This window comes from Sessilibacter corallicola, from assembly GCF_021290925.1.
Lineage (GTDB): Bacteria > Pseudomonadota > Gammaproteobacteria > Pseudomonadales > Cellvibrionaceae > Sessilibacter > Sessilibacter corallicola.
Map to the genome: position 1 here is coordinate 1,262,559 of NZ_JAJSLX010000002.1, position 20,183 is coordinate 1,282,741.

17 protein-coding genes are annotated in these 20,183 nt (G+C 41.3%); 12 read left to right on the plus strand and 5 right to left on the minus strand.

Annotation, left to right across the window (positions count from 1 at the left end; genetic code table 11):
* Positions 1-196: 196 nt before the first annotated feature.
* The 8 genes from LU361_RS12685 to LU361_RS12720 all read left to right on the plus strand — a co-directional run bounded on the left by LU361_RS12685 (position 197) and on the right by LU361_RS12720 (position 11,342).
* Positions 197-574, plus strand: coding sequence for a hypothetical protein (locus LU361_RS12685; RefSeq protein WP_233089204.1), 378 nt, complete (start codon positions 197-199; stop codon positions 572-574).
* Between the two features lie 245 nt (positions 575-819).
* Positions 820-2,181 carry a TolC family protein gene (locus tag LU361_RS12690; RefSeq protein ID WP_233089205.1) on the plus strand — a complete coding sequence of 454 codons (1,362 nt, stop codon included), beginning with the start codon at positions 820-822 and terminating at the stop codon, positions 2,179-2,181.
* 71 nt (positions 2,182-2,252) lie between these two features.
* A complete protein-coding gene (locus tag LU361_RS12695; RefSeq protein ID WP_233089206.1) occupies positions 2,253-3,854 on the plus strand; it encodes an efflux RND transporter periplasmic adaptor subunit in 1,602 nt (533 codons plus the stop codon).
* Positions 3,851-6,994 carry an efflux RND transporter permease subunit gene (locus LU361_RS12700; RefSeq protein ID WP_233089207.1) on the plus strand — a complete coding sequence of 1,048 codons (3,144 nt, stop codon included), beginning with the start codon at positions 3,851-3,853 and terminating at the stop codon, positions 6,992-6,994. Before LU361_RS12695 ends, LU361_RS12700 begins: the two co-directional genes overlap by 4 nt.
* Before the next feature lie 408 nt (positions 6,995-7,402).
* A complete protein-coding gene (locus LU361_RS12705) occupies positions 7,403-7,984 on the plus strand; it encodes a hypothetical protein (protein WP_233089208.1) in 582 nt (193 codons plus the stop codon).
* A gap of 375 nt (positions 7,985-8,359) precedes the next feature.
* A complete protein-coding gene (locus LU361_RS12710) occupies positions 8,360-8,974 on the plus strand; it encodes a type VI secretion system PAAR protein (protein ID WP_233089209.1) in 615 nt (204 codons plus the stop codon).
* A gap of 16 nt (positions 8,975-8,990) precedes the next feature.
* Entirely contained in the window at positions 8,991-10,028 is a 1,038-nt protein-coding gene (locus LU361_RS12715; protein ID WP_233089210.1) for a VRR-NUC domain-containing protein, read from the plus strand.
* Positions 10,029-10,037: 9 nt separating this feature from the next.
* A complete protein-coding gene (locus tag LU361_RS12720) occupies positions 10,038-11,342 on the plus strand; it encodes a type VI immunity family protein (RefSeq protein WP_233089211.1) in 1,305 nt (434 codons plus the stop codon).
* Positions 11,343-11,440: 98 nt separating this feature from the next.
* Here the strand turns inward: LU361_RS12720 and LU361_RS12725 are convergent, their stop codons facing one another.
* Both LU361_RS12725 and LU361_RS12730 read right to left on the minus strand, forming a co-directional pair.
* Complete coding sequence (locus LU361_RS12725) at positions 11,441-13,558, minus strand: serine/threonine-protein kinase (RefSeq protein WP_233089212.1); 2,118 nt, start codon at positions 13,556-13,558, stop codon at positions 11,441-11,443.
* A 5-nt stretch (positions 13,559-13,563) separates the two neighbouring features.
* Positions 13,564-14,706, minus strand: coding sequence for a plastocyanin/azurin family copper-binding protein (locus tag LU361_RS12730; RefSeq protein WP_233089213.1), 1,143 nt, complete (start codon positions 14,704-14,706; stop codon positions 13,564-13,566).
* A gap of 498 nt (positions 14,707-15,204) precedes the next feature.
* Between LU361_RS12730 and LU361_RS12735 the strand changes: the two genes are divergently transcribed.
* The gene (locus tag LU361_RS12735) at positions 15,205-15,522 is read left to right on the plus strand and encodes a Crp/Fnr family transcriptional regulator (protein ID WP_233089214.1); all 318 of its coding nucleotides are present in this window, start codon (positions 15,205-15,207) and stop codon (positions 15,520-15,522) included.
* Positions 15,494-15,631, plus strand: a complete 138-nt coding sequence (locus LU361_RS20345) for a helix-turn-helix domain-containing protein (protein ID WP_350338018.1) — start codon at positions 15,494-15,496, stop codon at positions 15,629-15,631. The genes LU361_RS12735 and LU361_RS20345 overlap by 29 nt, the downstream gene beginning before the upstream one ends.
* Here LU361_RS20345 and LU361_RS12740 read toward each other — a convergent pair whose 3' ends face one another.
* The 3 genes from LU361_RS12740 to LU361_RS20355 all read right to left on the minus strand — a co-directional run bounded on the left by LU361_RS12740 (position 15,632) and on the right by LU361_RS20355 (position 18,025).
* On the minus strand, positions 15,632-16,144 hold the full coding sequence (locus tag LU361_RS12740; RefSeq protein WP_233089215.1) for an Mpo1 family 2-hydroxy fatty acid dioxygenase: 513 nt from the start codon (positions 16,142-16,144) through the stop codon (positions 15,632-15,634).
* A 157-nt stretch (positions 16,145-16,301) separates the two neighbouring features.
* Positions 16,302-17,207, minus strand: coding sequence for an aromatic amino acid exporter YddG (yddG, locus tag LU361_RS20350; RefSeq protein WP_233089216.1), 906 nt, complete (start codon positions 17,205-17,207; stop codon positions 16,302-16,304).
* 77 nt (positions 17,208-17,284) lie between these two features.
* Positions 17,285-18,025, minus strand: coding sequence for an AraC family transcriptional regulator (locus LU361_RS20355; RefSeq protein WP_233089217.1), 741 nt, complete (start codon positions 18,023-18,025; stop codon positions 17,285-17,287).
* Between the two features lie 336 nt (positions 18,026-18,361).
* On the opposite strand from LU361_RS20355, the gene LU361_RS12755 reads away from it, so the two are divergent.
* Together LU361_RS12755 and LU361_RS12760 are read left to right on the plus strand one after the other, a co-directional pair.
* On the plus strand, positions 18,362-18,784 hold the full coding sequence (locus LU361_RS12755; protein WP_233089218.1) for a MarR family winged helix-turn-helix transcriptional regulator: 423 nt from the start codon (positions 18,362-18,364) through the stop codon (positions 18,782-18,784).
* Between the two features lie 10 nt (positions 18,785-18,794).
* Positions 18,795-19,211: a GFA family protein gene (locus LU361_RS12760; RefSeq protein WP_233089219.1), complete on the plus strand. Its 417-nt coding sequence runs from the start codon at positions 18,795-18,797 to the stop codon at positions 19,209-19,211.
* Positions 19,212-20,183: the final 972 nt, after the last annotated feature.

Below are 20,183 nucleotides of genomic sequence, written 5' to 3' on the forward strand. Positions count from 1 at the left end.
TTGAGCGAGTTAGTATTGTGAATCAAGTTTATAAACTAAGTTGTAGGTTTTGTATTAGTAGTAACTTGTACGCACGAATTTTTGTGTATCAGTAGTTTATGTGTACTATTAATTTATGCGTCTGAGTCTGCGAGTTTACGTTGAGACTTATAGCCCATTAAAAACCGTCACTTGAAACGCTCAATGGCAGAGTGAAATGAATCCGGCAATCGTCAAAAAAAGTTTTATCTTAATGACGCTTCTTGTGTATGTAGCGCAAGTCTTTGCTGTTTCTGCCAGTACCGACTTTTTAGTCACCGATGCTTCTAACGGTTCTCAGAACGCTCATTCTTCCATGATGCTTGATCCTTCAATGAGCGATTGCCACGATCAATCGGACACGGCTAGTTCTTCATCAATGTCGTGTTGTTACGACGAATCCCTGTGCGATGCTGAATACTGTTCGGTTCATTTTTCGTTGCTTGGTACCACCATTAAACTCGAAATACACAGTCTTGCCGATTACGTGACGTTTTATCTTACCGAATCGATCTCTTTCTTTTTATCGGAATTGTTCCGTCCTCCACAGAGTTAATCTCACACTCAAGCTGCGCCTAAAATTTGCCAATGTGTGTTGAATAAACACCCTTGTCATCAACAGTATTGATTCGGCGCCTGTCTTACCGGTTGGTTTATTCTTCTTTTGATGATGTTTATTGCTAAAGCACAGCGCGATTTTTTGCGGGTGTGGCTGTTAAAAAAATAGCGATAAATACAGACGTTACGCGCTGAAATAAACCCATTGAGAGGCAGTGCCGCCCAGTGATGTGATTATTAATAATGTCTCGAATAACTGCGTGTGTTGTTTTCGCCTTTAACGTTATTTTCGTTTGTAACCCGTTGAAAGCCAATTCTCTGAACACTGATTCCCTGGACGCCTTGATTGAACAAGCTATTCATCAGGACCCCTATTTAAAACAGCTGGATCATCTGCACAACGCAGCCAATGCGCGCAGTGTTTCTGCTCGACAGCTGCAAGATCCTAAGTTGCGGGTGAATTACGCAAATTTACCGCTGGATACCTTCGATACCAATCAAGAACCTTTTACTCAGTTTCAAGTGGGTATCAGTCAACAGTTTCCCAGTGGTAAAACTCGTTCCTATCGCGCCAAAATTCAACGGCTCTACGGCGATCAGTATCCGTTGATGGCAGAAAACCGAACCGCCGAAATTAGGCGAGATATCACTCAACTGTGGACCCGGTTGTTAACAGATCACCGGGCGCTTTCATTGGCAAAAAACGACCGCACTTTGTTTGAGCAATTGATCGACACGGTACATTCAGGTTATGCCAGTGGCATTGGTGGCGTCGACCAGCAGGAATTTTTAGCCGCAGAACTGCAACTGCTGCGATTCGATAATCGCATTATTGGATTGGCCGCAGAAAAATCCAAAACTGCTGCCTTATTGAGTGAATACGTTTCCGTAGAAATCATTCGCGATCTTCTCCAGCGCCACAGTTCAATAACGTTGAAAGAAGAAACAGCAAGAGAAGAAAATCTGCGTCAAGATGTTTCGTCTTATCTGCCTGAAATAGAAGCCTCATTTATTTCTGCGTTTGATCTATCCGAAGCGGAGCTGGTGCAAGCGATCAAGCGTCACCCTGTGCTGGCGATAATGCAAAAGCAATATGATGCTAAGTCTCAAGAAGTTAATCTACAAAAACAAAAATACAAACCCGCGTGGACATTAAACACCCAATACGGTTACCGAGAAAATGACCCAGTCGGCAACAGCCGAGCGGATTTTATTTCGTTGGGTGTTGAATTCGATTTGCCAGTTTTTACCAAAAAGCGCCAAGACCAATCGGTCATTGATGCCCATGAAAATGCGTCGGCTGCACGCTTAAGAATAGATCAATACGTTCTGAGTTCGATGTCAGAGTTTTATTCGGCGATGGCTCAATATCAAAAAATTATCGAAAAAGAGCAGTTGTATCAACAGCAATTATTGCCACAGTTACGAAAAATATCCGAGTCGACCGAATCCGTTTATTCCGCCGGTGAAAGTTCATTAACCGCAGCAATAACTGCAAAAATCGAAGAGTTAAACACTCAAATTGAATACATCAATATTCAACAGCAAAAATACCATTTAATGGCCGAACTGAATTATCTAACCGTTCAAGCTGCCGAACATTAGTTTACGAGCAGAATAGTTCCCAAGTAAGAACGATCCAGTAAGAACGATCCAGTAAGAACCGGTTAGTAATAATGAGCGAAAACAAGATGCAAAAAATATCTTCCAACTTATTCAAATACGTTGCTGTATTTATCTGCGGCATCGCGATTGGTTTGGTTTTTGTATTTATGAATAATCACAAAAAACATAACCACACTGAATTGACAACGTCTGATAAAAGCGAGCCTTTGTATTGGGTTGCCCCGATGGACCCTAATTTTATTCGGGACGAACCGGGTTTGTCGCCGATGGGAATGGATTTGGTTCCTGTGTATGCCGAAGACGTTCCAGAAAGCGTGGGTACGGTAAGTATCAATTCTCAAATTATTAATAACATTGGTGTGCGTACTTCTCGGGCGATAAAGCGCGTGTTATCCGATACTGTTAATACTGTGGGTTACGTGACCTACGACGAAGATAAATTGATTCACATGCACCCAAGAGTCGAGGGCTGGGTTGAAAAACTGTACATCAAAGCCAGCGGTGATCCCATCGTAAAAGGAGAGCCTGTGTATTCTTTGTATTCACCGCAATTAGTAGCCGCACAGGAAGAATTATTGATTGCCGTTAATCGCAACAATCGCCGTTTGATTAACGCGGCCGAAGAGCGCTTGCGGGCATTGCATTTATCCAATGAATTTATTCAGCGAATCAAATCAACAAAAGCAATAGAAAACACGGTGGTGTTCTACGCACCGCAATCGGGAATTATCGACAATCTAAACATTCGTGAAGGCTTTTTTGTTAAACCCGGTTTAACCTTGCTTAGCATTGCTAATCTTGATTCCGTTTGGGTAGAGGCGGAGTTATTTGAACGTCAATCAGACGCTGCTAAATCAGATTTACCGGTGACAATGACAGTGGATTACCAACCGGAATATACATGGCAAGGTAAGGTCGATTATGTTTACCCGGTACTCAGCGAAACAATGCGTACGATTCGGGTACGGTTAAAATTCGACAATCCCGAGCACGTATTAAAACCCAATATGTTTGCCTCGGTTGCTATTTTAACGCAAGCCACGCAAGAACTGCTGAGCGTGCCTATTGAAGCGGTTATTCGCACTGGGCAGCAAAATCGTGTGGTTATCGCCAACGAGAGCGGTGAGTTTAAATCTGTGGCCGTACAGCTTGGTAAAATTACCGATCAGTACGCAGAAATAATTTCTGGCGTTTTTGAAGGTGAAAAAGTGGTTACCTCGGCGCAATTTTTATTGGATTCCGAATCCAGCAAAACTTCGGATTTTCGTCGTCTAGACAGTGACGTTGAACGCAAGCCTTCTGTGGCAACCACACACGGTGAAGTATTGGATGTTAATCCTGAGAATAACACCGTAACTATTCATCACAACGCAATTAAACATTGGCGTTGGCCTGCGGCAACAATTGATTTTAATCTAGAGCCGCCTTTTAGCACGCAAGATTTTACCCGTGGCGATACGTTAGACTTTAAGTTTGCTTTATCGGGCGGTGAATATTTCTTATTGTCTGTTATCAATAAAACTCCCTCCACTGTTATAGAGCCAAGCATTAAAAATACCTCTGAGCTCATGGAAGAATCTGAAGCGATGCATTCTGAAAGTCATGCGAACCACCAAGATATGGAAAATAAAAAGGTTGGGGGTCAACAATGATTGCTAATGTTATTGCTTGGTCGGTTAAAAATCGGGTATTGGTTTTATTGCTCAGCGTCATTATTGCTATGTTGGGTGTGTATTCAATCAAAAATACACCCATCGATGCCATTCCGGATTTATCCGATGTGCAGGTTATTGTAAAAACCAGCTATCCAGGACAAGCTCCGCAGGTCGTTCAAGATCAAGTTACTTATCCGCTGACCACGGCGATGCTGTCGGTGCCCGGTGCGAAAACCGTGAGAGGCTTTTCCTTTTTTGGTGATTCGTACGTATACATTATTTTCGACGATAAAACCGATTTGTATTGGGCTCGATCTAGAGTGTTGGAATATTTAAATCAAGTGTCTTCTCAGTTACCCGAAAACTCGGTACCGCAACTCGGTCCAGACGCTAGCGGTGTGGGTTGGGTGTATCTTTACGCGTTGATAGATGAAACCGGACAACACGACATCAGCCAGCTTCGTTCAATTCAAGATTGGTTTTTAAAATACGAACTGCAATCGGTTGCTGGCGTTTCCGAAGTTGCCACTGTTGGCGGCATGGTAAAGCAATACCAAATTGTAGTGGATCCGCAGCGACTGCGCGCATTTGATACTCCTCTTGCGCACATCGAAAACGCCATCAAACAAGCCAACCAAGAAGTTGGCGCCTCCGTTGTTGAACTTTCTGAGGCTGAATACATTGTTCGTGCCTCGGGCTATCTGCAATCGGTATCGGATTTAAATAATATTCCCTTAGGCGTCAGTGATAATGGCACACCGCTTGTTTTACAGGATATTGCCGATATTAGTGTCGGCCCACAAATGCGCCGTGGTGTTGCTGAACTTAACGGTTTGGGTGAAGCTGTTGGCGGTATTGTTGTTATGCGTTTTGGCGAAAATGCGCAACAAACCATTAATAACGTAAAAGCCAAACTAGCAGATCTTAAAAAGAGCCTTCCCGATGGAGTTGAAATTGTCACCGTTTATGATCGATCTGGATTAATTGGTGATGCGGTTGATAATTTGTGGGACAAACTGATCGAAGAGATCGCAATGATTGCACTGGTTTGTGTTGTTTTTTTACTGCACGTGCGATCTTCTTTAGTAGCAATTATCAGTTTGCCGATGGGTATTTTGGTGGCATTTACGGTAATGAATTGGCAGGGGTTAAATGCCAACATTATGTCGTTAGGTGGCATTGCCATTGCCATTGGTGCAATGATTGATGGTGCTATCGTGATGATCGAAAATTACCATCGGCATTTAGAAAATTTTAAAGGTTCAGTGGAAGAACGTTGGCAATTAGTTGTTCAGTCGGCATCAGAAGTGGGGCCAGGATTATTCTTTAGCTTGCTGATTATTACCGTGAGCTTTTTACCGGTATTCACACTAGAAGCCCAAGAAGGGCGGATGTTTACGCCATTGGCTTACACAAAAACTTTTGCGATGGCCGCTTCCGCAGCGCTTGCCATTACCTTGATTCCCGTATTAATGGGTTACTTTGTGCGTGGCAAAATTATTTCTGAAAAGAAAAATCCGATCAATCACTTTTTAGTGCGTTGTTATCAGCCGCTATTATCGACTGTGTTGAATTACCCTAAAATAACATTAAGCATCGTCGTGGTTGTTCTCGCCTCCGGTTTATGGCCAATGTATAAAATTGGTTCCGAATTTATGCCCGAGCTAAACGAAGGCGATTTAATGTATATGCCAACAACTTACCCTGGCGTATCCATCGGTAAAGCACGAGAAATCCTTCAACAAACGGATAAACTTATTAAAACTGTGCCCGAAGTTGAATCTGTGTTCGGCAAAGTGGGTCGAGCAGAAACCGCAACTGATCCCGCGCCATTAACCATGATTGAAACCTTTATTCAGTTAAAAGATAAAGATCAATGGCGTGACGGCGTAACCCTAGAAAGCATTAAACGTGAACTTGATGAATTAGTACAAGTACCTGGGTTAACCAACACTTGGGTCATGCCCATTAAAACTCGTATTGATATGTTGGCTACCGGCATTAAAACCCCGGTGGGTTTAAAAATAGCGGGCCCTGATCTTGATGTGATTCAAAAAATCGGTATGCAAATAGAAACGGCCCTGGCAGATCATCCTGGTACTGCATCGGTGTATTCCGAACGTGTGGTTGGTGGCCGTTATTTAGAAGTGGATATTAAACGCGAACAAGCGATTCGGTACGGATTAAACATTGCCGATGTGCAACAGGTGGTCTCGGCCGCTATTGGTGGCACCAACGTAACCCAAACCGTAGAAGGGCAAGAGCGATATCCGGTTAATATTCGTTATCCGCAATTTTATCGGGATTCACCCGAACGCTTGGAATTGTTGCCAATAGTGACCGAAACCGGCCAACGTATTGCCTTGGCTGATGTTGCCGATATTCGAATTGAAGACGGCCCGCCCAGTATTAAAAGTGAAAATGCGCGAATTAACGGCTGGGTGTTTATTGATGTTGCTGGCGTTGATATTGGAACCTATGTGAATTCGGCGAAAGCGTTATTTGATGAGCAACTGAGTTTACCCGCTGGTTATTCCATTACCTGGTCTGGACAATTTGAATACATTGAGCGAGCAAAAGAAAAATTAACTTATATTATTCCCTTAACTGTTGGGATTATTGTTATCTTGCTTTACCTAAATTTTCGTTCTTTTCCCCATGTGATTTTATTGTTGGGCACCTTACCCATTGCGTTGGTAGGTAGTTTGTGGTTGATGTATTTATTGAATTTTAACTTCTCTATTGCTGCCGGTGTTGGTTTAATTGCGCTGGCCGGTGTCGCCGCCGAAACGGGTGTGATTATGTTGGTGTATTTAGATCAGGCAATAAAGAAATCAGACTTTTTAAACCGTCAAGAATTTGCCGATAATTTTAAAAATAAAACTGTTATTCGCCAAGTAATCACTCAAGGTGCTAGTCTTCGTGTTCGCCCCGTTGTCATGACTGCTGGTGCCACCATCATTGGTTTAATTCCTATTTTATACGGTACTGGTACCGGTTCAGAAGTGATGAGTCGGTTAGCCGCACCGATGGTAGGTGGAATGATAACAACGCTGTTATTAACATTGTTTGTGTTGCCGGTGGTGTATTCAATGTTTATCGCACGTTCTAAAACATTATTACAAACGAAAAACTAAAAGACATACGAACATAATTATAATCTGATAAGTATGTGAGTGTATTTGTATGCTGAATTTATATTTTCATTAAAATTATGGCTGTATAAAATTTATCGCTAATACTCTAACCGTATTTCTTCATAAATTCGTAATAATCTATTTAAGCCCAATAAATCATGCCAATTTATTGGGCTTTTTTGTGGGTGATAGATAAATTTAACATCTAGATAAACGATTTATATGTGCTATTTTCCTACTAATATTTTTGTAGAAAATAACCCGAGTAATATCAGAAACTGTTATTTCGTCTGTTTGGATTTTGATAAATATTTCTGTTAGCCTGATTCTGCGATCGCACAGCAAGTTTCATCAGTATCTTCCATTTAGCTTTTATAAAACCCACAATTAAATGCGAGGTAAAGATAAATGAATGTGCCAACTGTGTTAAAAGTAACAGGTGCTGCGGCAATTCTTGTTTTTGCAAATTATGTTAGTGCTCAATCTACTTACAACCCCAATTTAACCAGCGAGGGCAACCGTTGGGAAGTGACTGCTTATTTAGATTCAAGTGCAGGCCATGTGCAACTGGCAACTCAAGGTATTTGTTTTTACGATATTGGCGTAAGCGGTACTCACTACTTGTACTATTGGGTGTCTGATACTTTCCCAAATTGGAACGGTATCGCCACACAAGAAGGTGATCAAATCTTTATGCACGGTGACTACGCCGAAGATGTTGGTCACGATGGCTTCGAATGGGAAATTGTTACTAGTTCCGATAAAAACGCCGGCGCCGGTCATTGGAAAGAATGGCGTGAAGACGGAAAATTCGGCAATACCATTGGTTTTGCCAATGCCCATTTTCAACGGGTAGGGCGCTGTGAAGTAAAAGATCCCTTCGAGGCGTTGGATAAATATTATGATATTGGTTTTCCCAGAGATGAATTTGGTAAAGAAATTACCTTGCCGTTTGGGGATTTAAAATTGATTTTAGAAACACTGAAATAATATGTATCAGCCTGGCTGTGAATAGCTGGGCTGAATTTCTGTTTGCTCTTTATATAGAGAAAAGAAATATACGATATGTGGTTTTAAAATAAAATTTATCTTTTTAAAGTTTATTGCATAGATATTTATGGGATTATTTCAACGTTAATATAATTATTAATTTCATGTGTCGCGTCATTCAACGTAAATTTGTGAATTGATTCAAGTTGTTCTTCTGCTTTTACATTTCGAGCTATATTCCTCTGTTTTTTTATTAATTTTACTTAGATATTCTATTTCTAGCGTGTTCGTCTTGCCAATTCAACACACATTTATATAAGTGTGTTTTACAACTGTTATTCGCTCAATATTTTTGAACATAATACAGGGTAGCTTATGGGGTCTAAAAGCAGACAGCCTGCCGGCCGTTTAGGTGATACGGGTTCTAACCACGGCGCCTGGCCGCCGACACCTATTATTTCTGGCAGTGGCGATGTGTTAATTAATGGTAAACCCGCCGCTCGAAAAGGCGATTCACTCCTTCCTCACGCAAAACCTAAAAGTCCCCCGCACGGAAGATCTATCTCTGAGGGTTCTGGCAGTGTTTACATTAATGGTAGACCGGCAGCTCGCGTGTTAGATGCCATCAGTTGTGGTGGTTTGGTTTGTACCGGTTCCGGTAATGTTTTAATTGGCGATGATCCGCAATTAGAAAAGGTCGCCCCGCTGGAAACCTACGTGGGTGAATTTATCTTATACAAAACCGACAACCGACCCTTTGAAGGCTATTACTATGAAATCCGATCCGAGGCCGGATCTTTACTCGGTTATGGCACTACCGATGCACTGGGTTACACCGAGCGCATCGAAACCGATTCTATTCAACGGATAACGGCTTACAAGTCGATCATGCGTGAGAGCGAAAGAATCACAGAAGATTGGCAGAGCAAATTAGATGCGGCGGTCGAAGCTGCTAAAACCCAGTCTGAAGCCGACGTTAGTATGACTTAATTTGAGGTGATTACTTATGCCGGTTCCATTTGTTGCCTATGCGTTATTTCAGGTGGTAGCCACCGCCATAACAGTTTATGAGGCCTACTCTGCGTTAGAAGAAGTGTTTGACGCGGTTGATGATTTTGCAGACGATTTAGAGAAAGCTAAAAAAGAGTTAGATAAAATTTTCAAATCTATTAAAGAAGAAATTGAGGATAATATTGAAGGCCGGGAAGAAGTTTCTGGTTTAAAAGCTCTATCTAACATGGATGTAAGGCCAACCACAGTAACTGGTAGAGTGGGTTCAGGTGACCCAGAGATTAAAAGAGCGATCAAACAGTCGATACCTTTTCGAAAGGCAATCAGTAAAGTGTGCGAGAAAGCCGATAATATGCCGGTATTGACCGTTCGTAGAAAAGAAAAGGGAATATCTCTTGAAAAAGCTGTTAAAGCCAAAAGTGAAATTATCAAAAAGCTCATCGGTGCTGGATTTGAAACTCTGGCAGATATAGAGTTGGAAGAATTTATCATTGTTCGGCAAAAGCAATTGGCGGCAAGCTTTCTTTTTGAGTTTATCGATTACGGTGTGGATTGGAAAAGCCCTTTAAAGGCCGAAGTTTCATTTGGGCCAGGTGGGAGATCAAAGAGGGCACGAGGCAGTTTTGAGCCATTTAAAGATCCACCAATGGAATTTGGTACTAAGTTGAAACGAGTTGGTTATGATTTAAATCCATTTTATCCCGCGCCGCATCGAGCTAAAGGGAGTATCAGCGCTGATCTTGTTATCCCTGATTATCGTAAAGAGCCGGTTGGTAAGAAAAATTTATTTGCCATTGTTGAAATAAAGTTTCCGAAAGATAAAATTAAGACCAAGCAAATTATAAATTATCATAGGCTGTTAAATGCGTCAAAAGATGTAAAGGATAAATTATCGTTGAATAAATTTAACGATAACGCAGTTAATTCTGGAGGAAGAATTGCATTGTTTCGTTTTCCAGAAGATAGTACAGAAGCTAATGATAATTCGAGTAGTAACGCTAACAAGAATCGTAATAGTGGCAAAAGTAGATAGAATTTTAATATGAGCACAGCAAGTATATTTATACCACCAGACGAAATATCCGAATTGGTTAAAGACACGACCTCTAATGATTTTTTATCTTTATTTGGTAATGGAGATGAGGACTATGGTCTTTGCCCATTTATTAGTTTCTATATTTATCATGATATGGATTCATCTCTTGAGGTGGCAAATAATATTCTTGATATATATGCGGAATTTTCTGAACTTGTTGATGAGCCATTTGCGAAGATTTTTAAGAATAAAACCGAGACTTGGTTAAAAGTAGGAGACAAAAGAAGTTCTATTGATATGAGGAAAGACGCATTAGACAGTTTGTCTAGTGAAGATGACTTTTTATTTGGCGCGACAGACTGTGATAGTACATCAGCAACACCATTATGGGCCATTCACGGCATTGTTGAATACGACCCATATACAGAGTATTCCGCTGTAAAAATGGTTTTTCGTCATCGTTGGTACAATCAAAATAAAGAGCGGTGGCATCAGTTTGTTAATTCCTGTATTGAGCGCTTGCAGCCGGAACATTGCTACAGCGGCTTTGAGGTCAGTAGTGGTCCTTTAGGGATAATGGGTAACTACGAGGCAGAAACTTTAGAACGTGTTCTTGCCGATTATTTTTACGGTATGGATATCGATCATCAATTATTTATGTATTACCACACACATGAAGAACCAGACAGACCTGCTATGCCGAGTAGTTTAGGCGCCGGAATTCGCACACCCACTTGGTGTTTTATGTTGTCTCCCTACTGGTTAAATAAATTGGGTAAAACAGAAAACCAGGTCAGGGCTGAACTGGATCATCCAGACATTACGATTACTGCTTTCCCTTATCCGAAAAGCAATCATAACCCAGAAGGTATTAATGGTCTGTGGATACAGCTCGGCGAATTGGATTTACACCCTGTTGGTAAAGGCAAGCCAGAATTGTTGGTAAAAGCCAACGAGCTAATAAAACCCATTCGCTGTGACGAGTTGTCGTTAACCAGCTTAGATACCTGGGCGGACGATCCCAATCCACGTTTTGATGTGTTGAGCGGCGTTAAATGGATGAGGCGGTTTGATAAACACAGTGATTGGCTGTATCAACGCGTTAAAACTTCTCCTGTACCGGAAGGAATTTTTGTTGCTAAACCAGGTGAAGATGTGCCAAAAGGCGGGTTGTGGTTTTCGCCAGCGTTAGGTAACCCGTCTAGTGCTCGTTATTTTGAGCAAGGCCAGCAACTGCCCGTCGAAAAAACCAGTGTTTATGGTGACGAAGTTATTTGGTATTGGGTGGACGACGATGACATCGTCGAATAACCATGGATACTGCCAGCATTCTGAATATTGTTAAAATGCTGGCTAGTGCAGATTGTTTTTAGATTCAATTATTTTCTTAAACTTAATCAGGCAAAAAATTAATGCGATACGGCAGTAATGTGGTTAACCGCATCAAGTAGTTCTCGTGCCGATTGGTACCGCTCGTTGGGTTGTTTTGCCAATGCCTTTTCTAATATATCGGCAAATCCTTCAGGTAAATTTCGGCTTATGATTTGGGGTGGTTGTTCGTGCAAATGTTTTTGGGCAATGTCTTTTAGTGTTGCGCCGCTAAAGGGTGGCATTCCATTGAAGATGGTGTAAAAAATCACACCAATAGCGTAAACGTCTGTACGCTCATCCAATTGATCATTACCCAAAAATTGTTCAGGAGCCATGTATCTGGGCGTACCCATAATTTGCTTGTTTTTATTGTCCGCGTTTTTATCGTTATTTTCTTTTTGAATTTTCTTGGCTAAACCAAAATCCATAATCTGCAAAATACCCTGGCGATTAATCATCATGTTCGATGGTTTTAAGTCTCGATGAATAATCCCCATTTGGTGCGCGGCCATTACTGCGGTACAAATCTGTTTACATATACCTAAAGCAATTTGATCGTCTAAATGGCGCTGGCGGCGAATCAATTGTCCTAAATCGATTCCTTGAACGTACTCCATGGTAATGTAGAAATTGGTTTGCCATTGGCCGAAATCAAAGGTTCTGACAATGTTTCGATGAGTAATTTTTCGGGCGAGACGAATTTCTTCTTTAAAATTAAATTCGTCGAATTGTTTGATGGTATTTAAGTGAATGATTTTAATTGCGATGCGATCATTCAATTCCATATCGTGCGCCAGAAAAACCGACGCAAAAGCTCCCGAACCCAAGCTTTCAAGTAATTTGTAGCGACCATCAATAATGCTGCCGATATTGTCTTTTTTCTGAGTAGGAGCTGATTGGTTAATAAGCGTTTTGTCTTCTTCATTCGCCGGTTTGGCTAATACGGTATCGCCGCCGTTTTTATGTTCGCTTAAATGGGTTTCGTCCAATTGGATTCGTTCGTCATTCAGTTCGTTGGCAATATCGGCCAGGTATGCTTCAACTTCGGCTTTATCTTTAAGGCTTTGGCCCATGTCTAATAATGCGGTTCTCAATAATCCGATTTCATCTTTTGAATTTTTATAGTCTTTGCTGTCTGGATAAAGACCTTCTTGAATTTGTTGCGTTATGGTAACCAAACGAATAATCGGGCGGCTAAGACCTAAAGCCATAAACAGCGAAAAAATAGATGCAATCACCAAACACATGCCGCCCACGGCCAACAGTGTATTCTGAATGTCGATAAACGGTTGCTTGAGTTCTGCGTCGGAACGTGTTGCTACGGCAAATCCCAGAGCGTTGCCATTACTGCTGATGATACGACGGATAACGCTGTGATAGGGGGCATCATCGATAATCAGTGTGGTTCGAAAATCGTTGGTCTCTTGCTCGATAATTTGGTTCCAGTGAGCGCTATCGTTATCAAAGTAGGCCGATAAGCTCTGCGCTAAATTGGTGTTGGTCATGTAGCTTAGGTTAACGCCGTCAATAACACGGTTATTATCGCGATTAAATACAAAAAAGCCGATGTCACTTTCGGTTAATGCGACAATTTCTTGTGCGGTTTCTTGTGAAAGTTCGTAGGCAATAACAATTACGCCGCGTACTAAATCTGACGCCACGTTATCAAATATAGGTGCGGCAACGGTTTGCATTAATTGGTTGTTGCTAATAATAAAACCGCTGGTGATTTGCCCGTTTAAAGCAGAATCGAAAAGGGCACTGCGTCGGGCAAGGTTTACACCAATGGCTTGTGGTTGGTCTGTGCGTGCAAGAATATCTCCCTGAGAATTCATAAAAAATAAAATGTCGAATTCGTAAGTGCGTTCGAATTCCAAGCTTAAATCTTGCAGGGTAGGCGTATCTTGATCGTAAACCAGCGGCAGAATTCTTCCATCCTGCGCAAGCCCGGTTGCAATTTCTTGAATAAAACGAAAACGGCTATCAATTCGAGTTTCTAATATTTTGCTTGACTGTGTTAACGATTGATCAATCACGGTATCGGCAACGGATTTGGCTTTTTCACCAACTTGCCAATAAGTACCTGCAATTAATGTAAAAAATGCAATAAAAACTAATGCAAACAGCTTTGTGCGTATGCTATAAATCCAATTCATAATTATTAATAGAATTCGTTGTTAACCGAGTTTTTCGAATATTCTTTGCCAAATTTATTGGTGTGTTCTTCGGCAACGTAACTTGATGTGTCAATGGTGATATTTAGGTGTTGAGAATTGTCGCTGATGATAAAACTCTTGCTCACTTCACCGCGAACATTCCAGGCTTTTAATGTGTATTCACCGGCAGGTAATTGGTTAAATTCAAAGATGCCATTGGAATCCGCAACCTCCGATCGGCCTTTGTCATCAACCGCGACAAAGGTTGCCATTTTTGGATGAATATTACAGTACACTTTAACGATACCTTGTTCGTTTAAGGTAACGGCACGCTGTAATCCCGCGCCGTAGGTGCCTAAATCGAAGGCATTTTTCCCCGATGAAGAAAATACATTGTGGCGTATTTCATCTTTGTTAACGAAACTTACCGTATCGCCTTTGCGAATTACCATTTGGCCAGGAAGATACGTTTTTTCTTCCATATCAATCAAATAGGTTTCGCTTGTTGCCGTGCTCGAATGCAATGACAAGCCGTCGTTACGCTCTACCGTAATCACGGTTCCTTCCGAATCAATGGCTTTACCGTTAGCGATTAAACTGACCTTGCCAGAAACAGAATAGGTTTTAGTTTGAACCGGCTTGGGTGCCAATTTAGCAACGGCTGATGATGGCTTTTCTGGTTGCTTGTTGGCTAATTGCTCAACCGTTTTTGAACTTTTATTATTTGTAGGTGTTTGCGCAGGTTTTGGTGCTTGCTCGATGGTCTCTTGCTGGATAGTTTCTTGTTTTGTGATAGCGGGTTTTGTGACTTTGGGTTCTGTAATTTGGGATTCAGTAACTTGGGGTTTAGTAATTTCTGGTTGCTTGGCAGCAGGCAATGGCTCAGCTTGGCTCAGTTGCGTTGGTTTGTTCGGTTGTGGTTGTTCCTGGTTTTGCTCAGGCTTCAGCTCCGCTCCCACCTCTACCGGACTGCCGGATTCGGTCAACACAGGGCCAACTTCGGCCTCGCTCTCTGGGTGAAATATTCTATCTGCGCCAGGTATATACTGCCTAAAATCGTAAGACGCACAACCGCTTGCGGTTGCAATTATAAGACTACCAGCCCACAGTAATGGCTTTTTAACGGTGTGTAAATTTAGGTTAGTCATATCAAAATTCTGCGTAATCACTCACGGGATATTAGTATAGGAGCCTCTGACTAACCTCAAGATCACTCAGGCCAACCAGTTTTTCTGATTAAGGTGTGCTTTTGAAGATCTAACGGGTTAAATCGAAAAAGCACAACCTTTTCCTAAACGAAATGAGCAGGAAAAACTGGCAGGCCCTGAAAGGCGCGGTCTCAAGCGCACATTTGCGGCGTTGCCATTTTTATTAAGGACTAACGCCATTAATTACAAACGGCGCCTTGCAACTGAACGCTTGAGATCACGCTGAGTAATGTTGAGGTTAATCAGAGGCTCCTTCTTTAAACGATCACTTTATCATAGTCCGTAGTTCTTTAACGTGGGGGTTGTAGACAATAGAGTAAATTTTTAATCAATTGATGGGCTACTGAAAATTTGGAATTGCGGTTAATTTCGTTTTATCTAAAGTAAACGGTCTTTTATACAAATACGGTAACAGTACGAGGGGACATCATTTCAGTTATGGAACTTGATACTTCACTGGTGCCACCGCTGCACAGTGATTGGTTTAGAACGTTACCTAGCTTATACGCTGATCGCTTGCTTGAGCGTGCTACTGAACTTCAATTGGTCGAAGATCAGATCTTAATTCATCAGCAAGACGACAATACCGAAGCGCTTTATAGTGTTTTGGAGGGCGTTATAAGAGTGAGTACTTGTTCCCATCAAGGCAAAGAATCCGTATTGACCTATCTGCCACCGGGTACTTGGTTTGGCGAAATTGCGGTTGCCGCAAGAAGATATGGCTCAAATGTTAGGTGTTTCAAGGCAAAGCGTTAATACATTGCTTAAGCAACTCGAATCCGAGGGATTAATCAGCACGCGGTATCGGCACGTTATCATCACGCAACCTGAAAAGTTGAACGAATTACTCTTGCATGATCAATAATTACGAGTAGTTAAACTTTACTTTACCTGCTTTTTCTTCAATGTCTTTTTGCAGTTGTTGGTACATGCCGACCGTAAAAAACACTTCTGCTAATACAAATAGCGGGCCAATTAACAAGCCGATCAAATCATCCATAAATGCCGGTTTTTTGCCTTCGTAATAATGGCCGATAAATTGTATTACCCAACCTATAAAAAAGAGTGACAATCCGATAGACAACCAAAAAATTAATGGCAAGCTTAAAGTGACATTGGCCAAATAAATACCCAATGCAAACAACGCCGCCATGTACAAACCAAACATTGCATTTAAGCGCACATAAAATATTACGGTCATTAGACAAACTAAGTGAGCGGGAGTAACCGTTGCAGCTCCAATTTCTAATGAAGGGCGTGAGAGAAGCAGAATTACTGAAAACACAATAATCGGTACACCAATCATATGCGTTACAATATTTCGGCGATCACGATGGTATTTTGCGTATTCGATAAGATAATCTGTAAATGTTTTCATAATACAGCCCTGTAATCTTATGGATTTCACTCAGTGTAGTATTTTTTTGTGGGAGGAAATGTCAAAAAGTTTACAGAGTCGTTGTTCAAAACTTTACTGATAGCAATCGAGTGCGATTTGAATCAGGTTAAGTTAAATATGATTCAGTTAATTAATACTACTCATTAAATTCTACCGTTTTAGTATTGCGGCCAGTTGTTTTATCTGCAAGACCGGCAATTAACGAGCCACTCACAATAGCTATGCAGGCGATAACCAAAGCAATGCTTAAGTTTCCTTCGCCAATTGCAAGCAATAACAAAACCGATATCAAGGGTGTAGCGTAGGCGAGTGTGCCTAATAATTGAATATTGCCGTGCTTTACGCCGTAATCCCAAGTGAAAAAAGCGATGCCAACCGGCCCCAATCCTAAACCGACGATTCCCATCCATTGAATAGTCGTATTTGGCATAACTGTGGTTTCCAACAGTAAGTGGCAAACAAAAGCCAAAAGGGCGGTTAACGCGCAAAACCAGCCCACTGCGTCGGTAGGGACGGTTTTTACTAAACGGCTGGTAACGGAATAGATTGACCAAATGAGTGCACAGGTGAGAGCGAGTAAATAACCGGCTGTGTATTCAAGGCTAAAACCGTTTCCACCTTCACTCACCAGTACCCAACAGCCAACAAATGCGATAACGGCACCGACAATATGGTGCGGTTTTAAAGTAGTGTTGGGTAACAAGGTGGAAAATAAAACAATTAAAAGAGGCCACAAGTAAGCCAGTAAACTGACTTCAATAGCAGGTGCTTTACTCATCGCAGAGAAATAACAAAAGTGATAACCGAATAATCCACCAATACCAATCATCCAACTGAGCGCGGGTTGTTTAATATGCCGCAAGCCAGAATGGCCTTGTCGCCACCACCGTACTGCCATCAGTAAAAAAGCAATCGCAAAGGTCATTGCCATTAATTGAAACGGTGGAATCTCATCACCTGTGAGGCGAGTGAATAATGCCAGTGCGCCCCACAAAATAATAGAAACAGAACCAATTAGTGTTGCGCGGTGGGTAGTACTCACAGTAGTGCCTCGGAATTTTTTGAATCCGGGAGAGTTTAATGGCTCCGTATGGCCGTGTTTTTGTCAATCTGGCGGAGTTATTTGTCGATTTGGCGAATGTGTTTTGGTGAGCATCCAAAATGTTTTTTAAAGCGATCACTAAAAGCAGACAAGTTTTTATAACCTACCGATTCAGCGATGCTCTCTATACAAGCGTTACTGGTTTCTAGTAAGTGCAGGGCATGCTGCATTCTTTTTTCTATTTGATAGCTCAGTGGTGTGGTATTGAAATGATCTTTAAACAGTTGACTGAGCTGGCGAGTGCTTAAATGTGCAATGGCCGCAATTTCTGCCAAGGTGATTGTTTGATTAAAATAACGATCAATATAATTCTGCGCAGATTGAATTCTGTGATCAATCGGTTTAGTTGTACAAAAACGTTCTTTTAGCAATTGTACCAACAATACCAACATTTGCCGTTGGCTATTGTGGTGAGTTTGTCCCTGCATTAACGATCTATGCAAAAAATGATTGTACTGCAACAGTGATTCATCGAGCTTAATAAAACTGGGTAATTCCTTTAATTCTGGTGCAAGTATTGACGGGATATCAGCGACTAGAAATTGATTGTGATCAACGGATGAAAACCCATGATCTCGCCCCTGTGCGATAACCGCCGCACGTTGCTGACAAACATAACCTTCGTTCTCATCAACACACATATCCAGCTTTCCAGTGATCGGTAGCACCAATTGGTGATAATCGTGGCTGTGAACGTGAACGTCACTGCAATAGCTGCGTAGACTTATGGAAGGGTTGTCGTTTATAGAACGGATCACTTTTAGCACCAATCATGACTGTAAGCATCAATGTTTGATTTTATAGCATTATGTTACCTGGGAGTGAATGCCTAGATTGAGCTTTAGGTTATTAATTTGTCGTTGAATATAGTGGCGGTTAGCAGAATAAGTTACATCTAGGTGAATCGGCTTATGTAGGATTATTTTCATGTGCATACCGATGGCAAAAGTCTTACCTTCTTGTTACTTCCCATCATCTATAAGTCCATCTTTCTGTTGTTATAACTGATTCTAGGTTTAACACTCAAAAACCCATTGACAGGATTACATCTTCACATATACTTGAGTAATCAAGTATTAAGAAAGGATATCCTAATGGCTCTAGAATCAAAATATGGCGAAATTACCAAGAGTTTGTGGCTGAAAACGACTGTTGTCTCTAAACATCTGGATAACAGTTTGGGGGCTGTTCATGGTATTGGGTTAACGGAATACATGGTGTTGCATACTCTTATGAGTGCTCCTAACCACGCGCTCAGGCGTATCGATATTGCCGAGTCTTTGGCGCGAACAGCATCGGGAATAACCCGAATGCTCATGCCGATGGAAAAGATAGGTCTTGTCACAAAAGAGATTAACGAAAGAGACGCTCGGGTTAGCTTAGTGAAAATTACTCCAGCGGGAGAAGAACTGTTTAAGCATGCGTCTGTGACGCTCGACAATAAGTCGGAGTCGTTGCTGAAAAATATAGATAATAAAAGCGTGGATAAATTTTTAGCGCTTTTACAAGGTATTTAAAGGTATTGATATGACGACAATTACGGGCAGTTGCGTGTGCGGACAGGTTGAATTCAGTGTTGAAGATCAATTTGTTTATGCGGGTTATTGCCACTGTTCCCTGTGCAGAAAATCTTCTGGCGCAACAGGAACGGCTATTGGCGGAATTTTTAAAGCTAATTTTTCGATTGTTAAAGGCGAAGAATTTGTAAAAAAACATAAGCGAAGCAAGGAGACTGTCTCCTGTTTTTGTGGCCAATGCGGTTCCACACTTTATGGGGAAAAATCAACAACCGGTATGGTACATGTGAGGTACGGAGCTTTAAATAGCAGCCCCAAATTATTACCACAAGCACATATGCATGTGGCTTCGAAGGCCGATTGGTATGAAATCACAGATGCGTTGCCGCAATTTAGTGAGTTTCCACCTAGGGCCTGTTCACACTAATTTAATCACATCTGCTGGAGCGTATTTTTTCGTATTTTAGGCGCAGTGAGTGTGATTTGGTTGTTCCAAATGAACGAACTGCAACACGAAATACGGGAAAAATACGCCGAGCCCCTAGGGTCACCCCTAAAACACGCCATTCGTTGTTGTTCGTCGCTTATTTAGCGCGCTAAACTGCACTCCTCACGCCTAGACTGACACGTTTAAGGGGCGACAGGTGCGGTTAAATTAGTGTGAACAGGCCCTAGCTAGTTGCGAATATAAAAGAGCGAGTATCTAAGGTATTTTTAATTTAGATAAAATCTATCTTAAATTATATCGGTAAGCTAGTGCGGTACTGCTTAATTCTAAGCGATATTCTTCTGCGCGTTATTATGTTCGAAAAAGCTGTTAAATTTTTCGCAGTTACCTATTTGTTGTTGGCTTTATTATCGCTGGTCCTGGGTAGTTTACTGGTTTATGGAGTAGAGTACGGATACCAGCCAGATAATTATGCTGGACGTTATTTGTACGGCCCAATGATGAATAGGTTGATTGAATTAATCTTTGCTTTATTTCTATCGGGTTAATAATTTTAATATCTTGTCTACATTGTCAGTTAGTCAACAGTACTGCCAATTTTCCTGTTTTAATTGCAAATAATGTAATGGTTTTCGAGTCGGCATTTGCGATACAAAGCAATCTGTTATTTTGATATAAATCATTTAATCTCCCATCTAAAAAGTGTTGTATTCCAGCTAAACACTGATCATTATTGCAATACTAATCCTCGCTTTAAAATCTATTCTCCATCTTTTTATGCTGCTTTAGTCGATACACTTTAACGAATGCCATTCTAACCAATACCACCTTAATCAATACCACCTTAACCAGTATCACTTTCGTCAATACTGAGCCGTATATTTTATCAGCAGGCTGCTCTGTATGGGTGATTAGTTGATGCTTTCAATTTTTAATTAACTTTAAAAATTA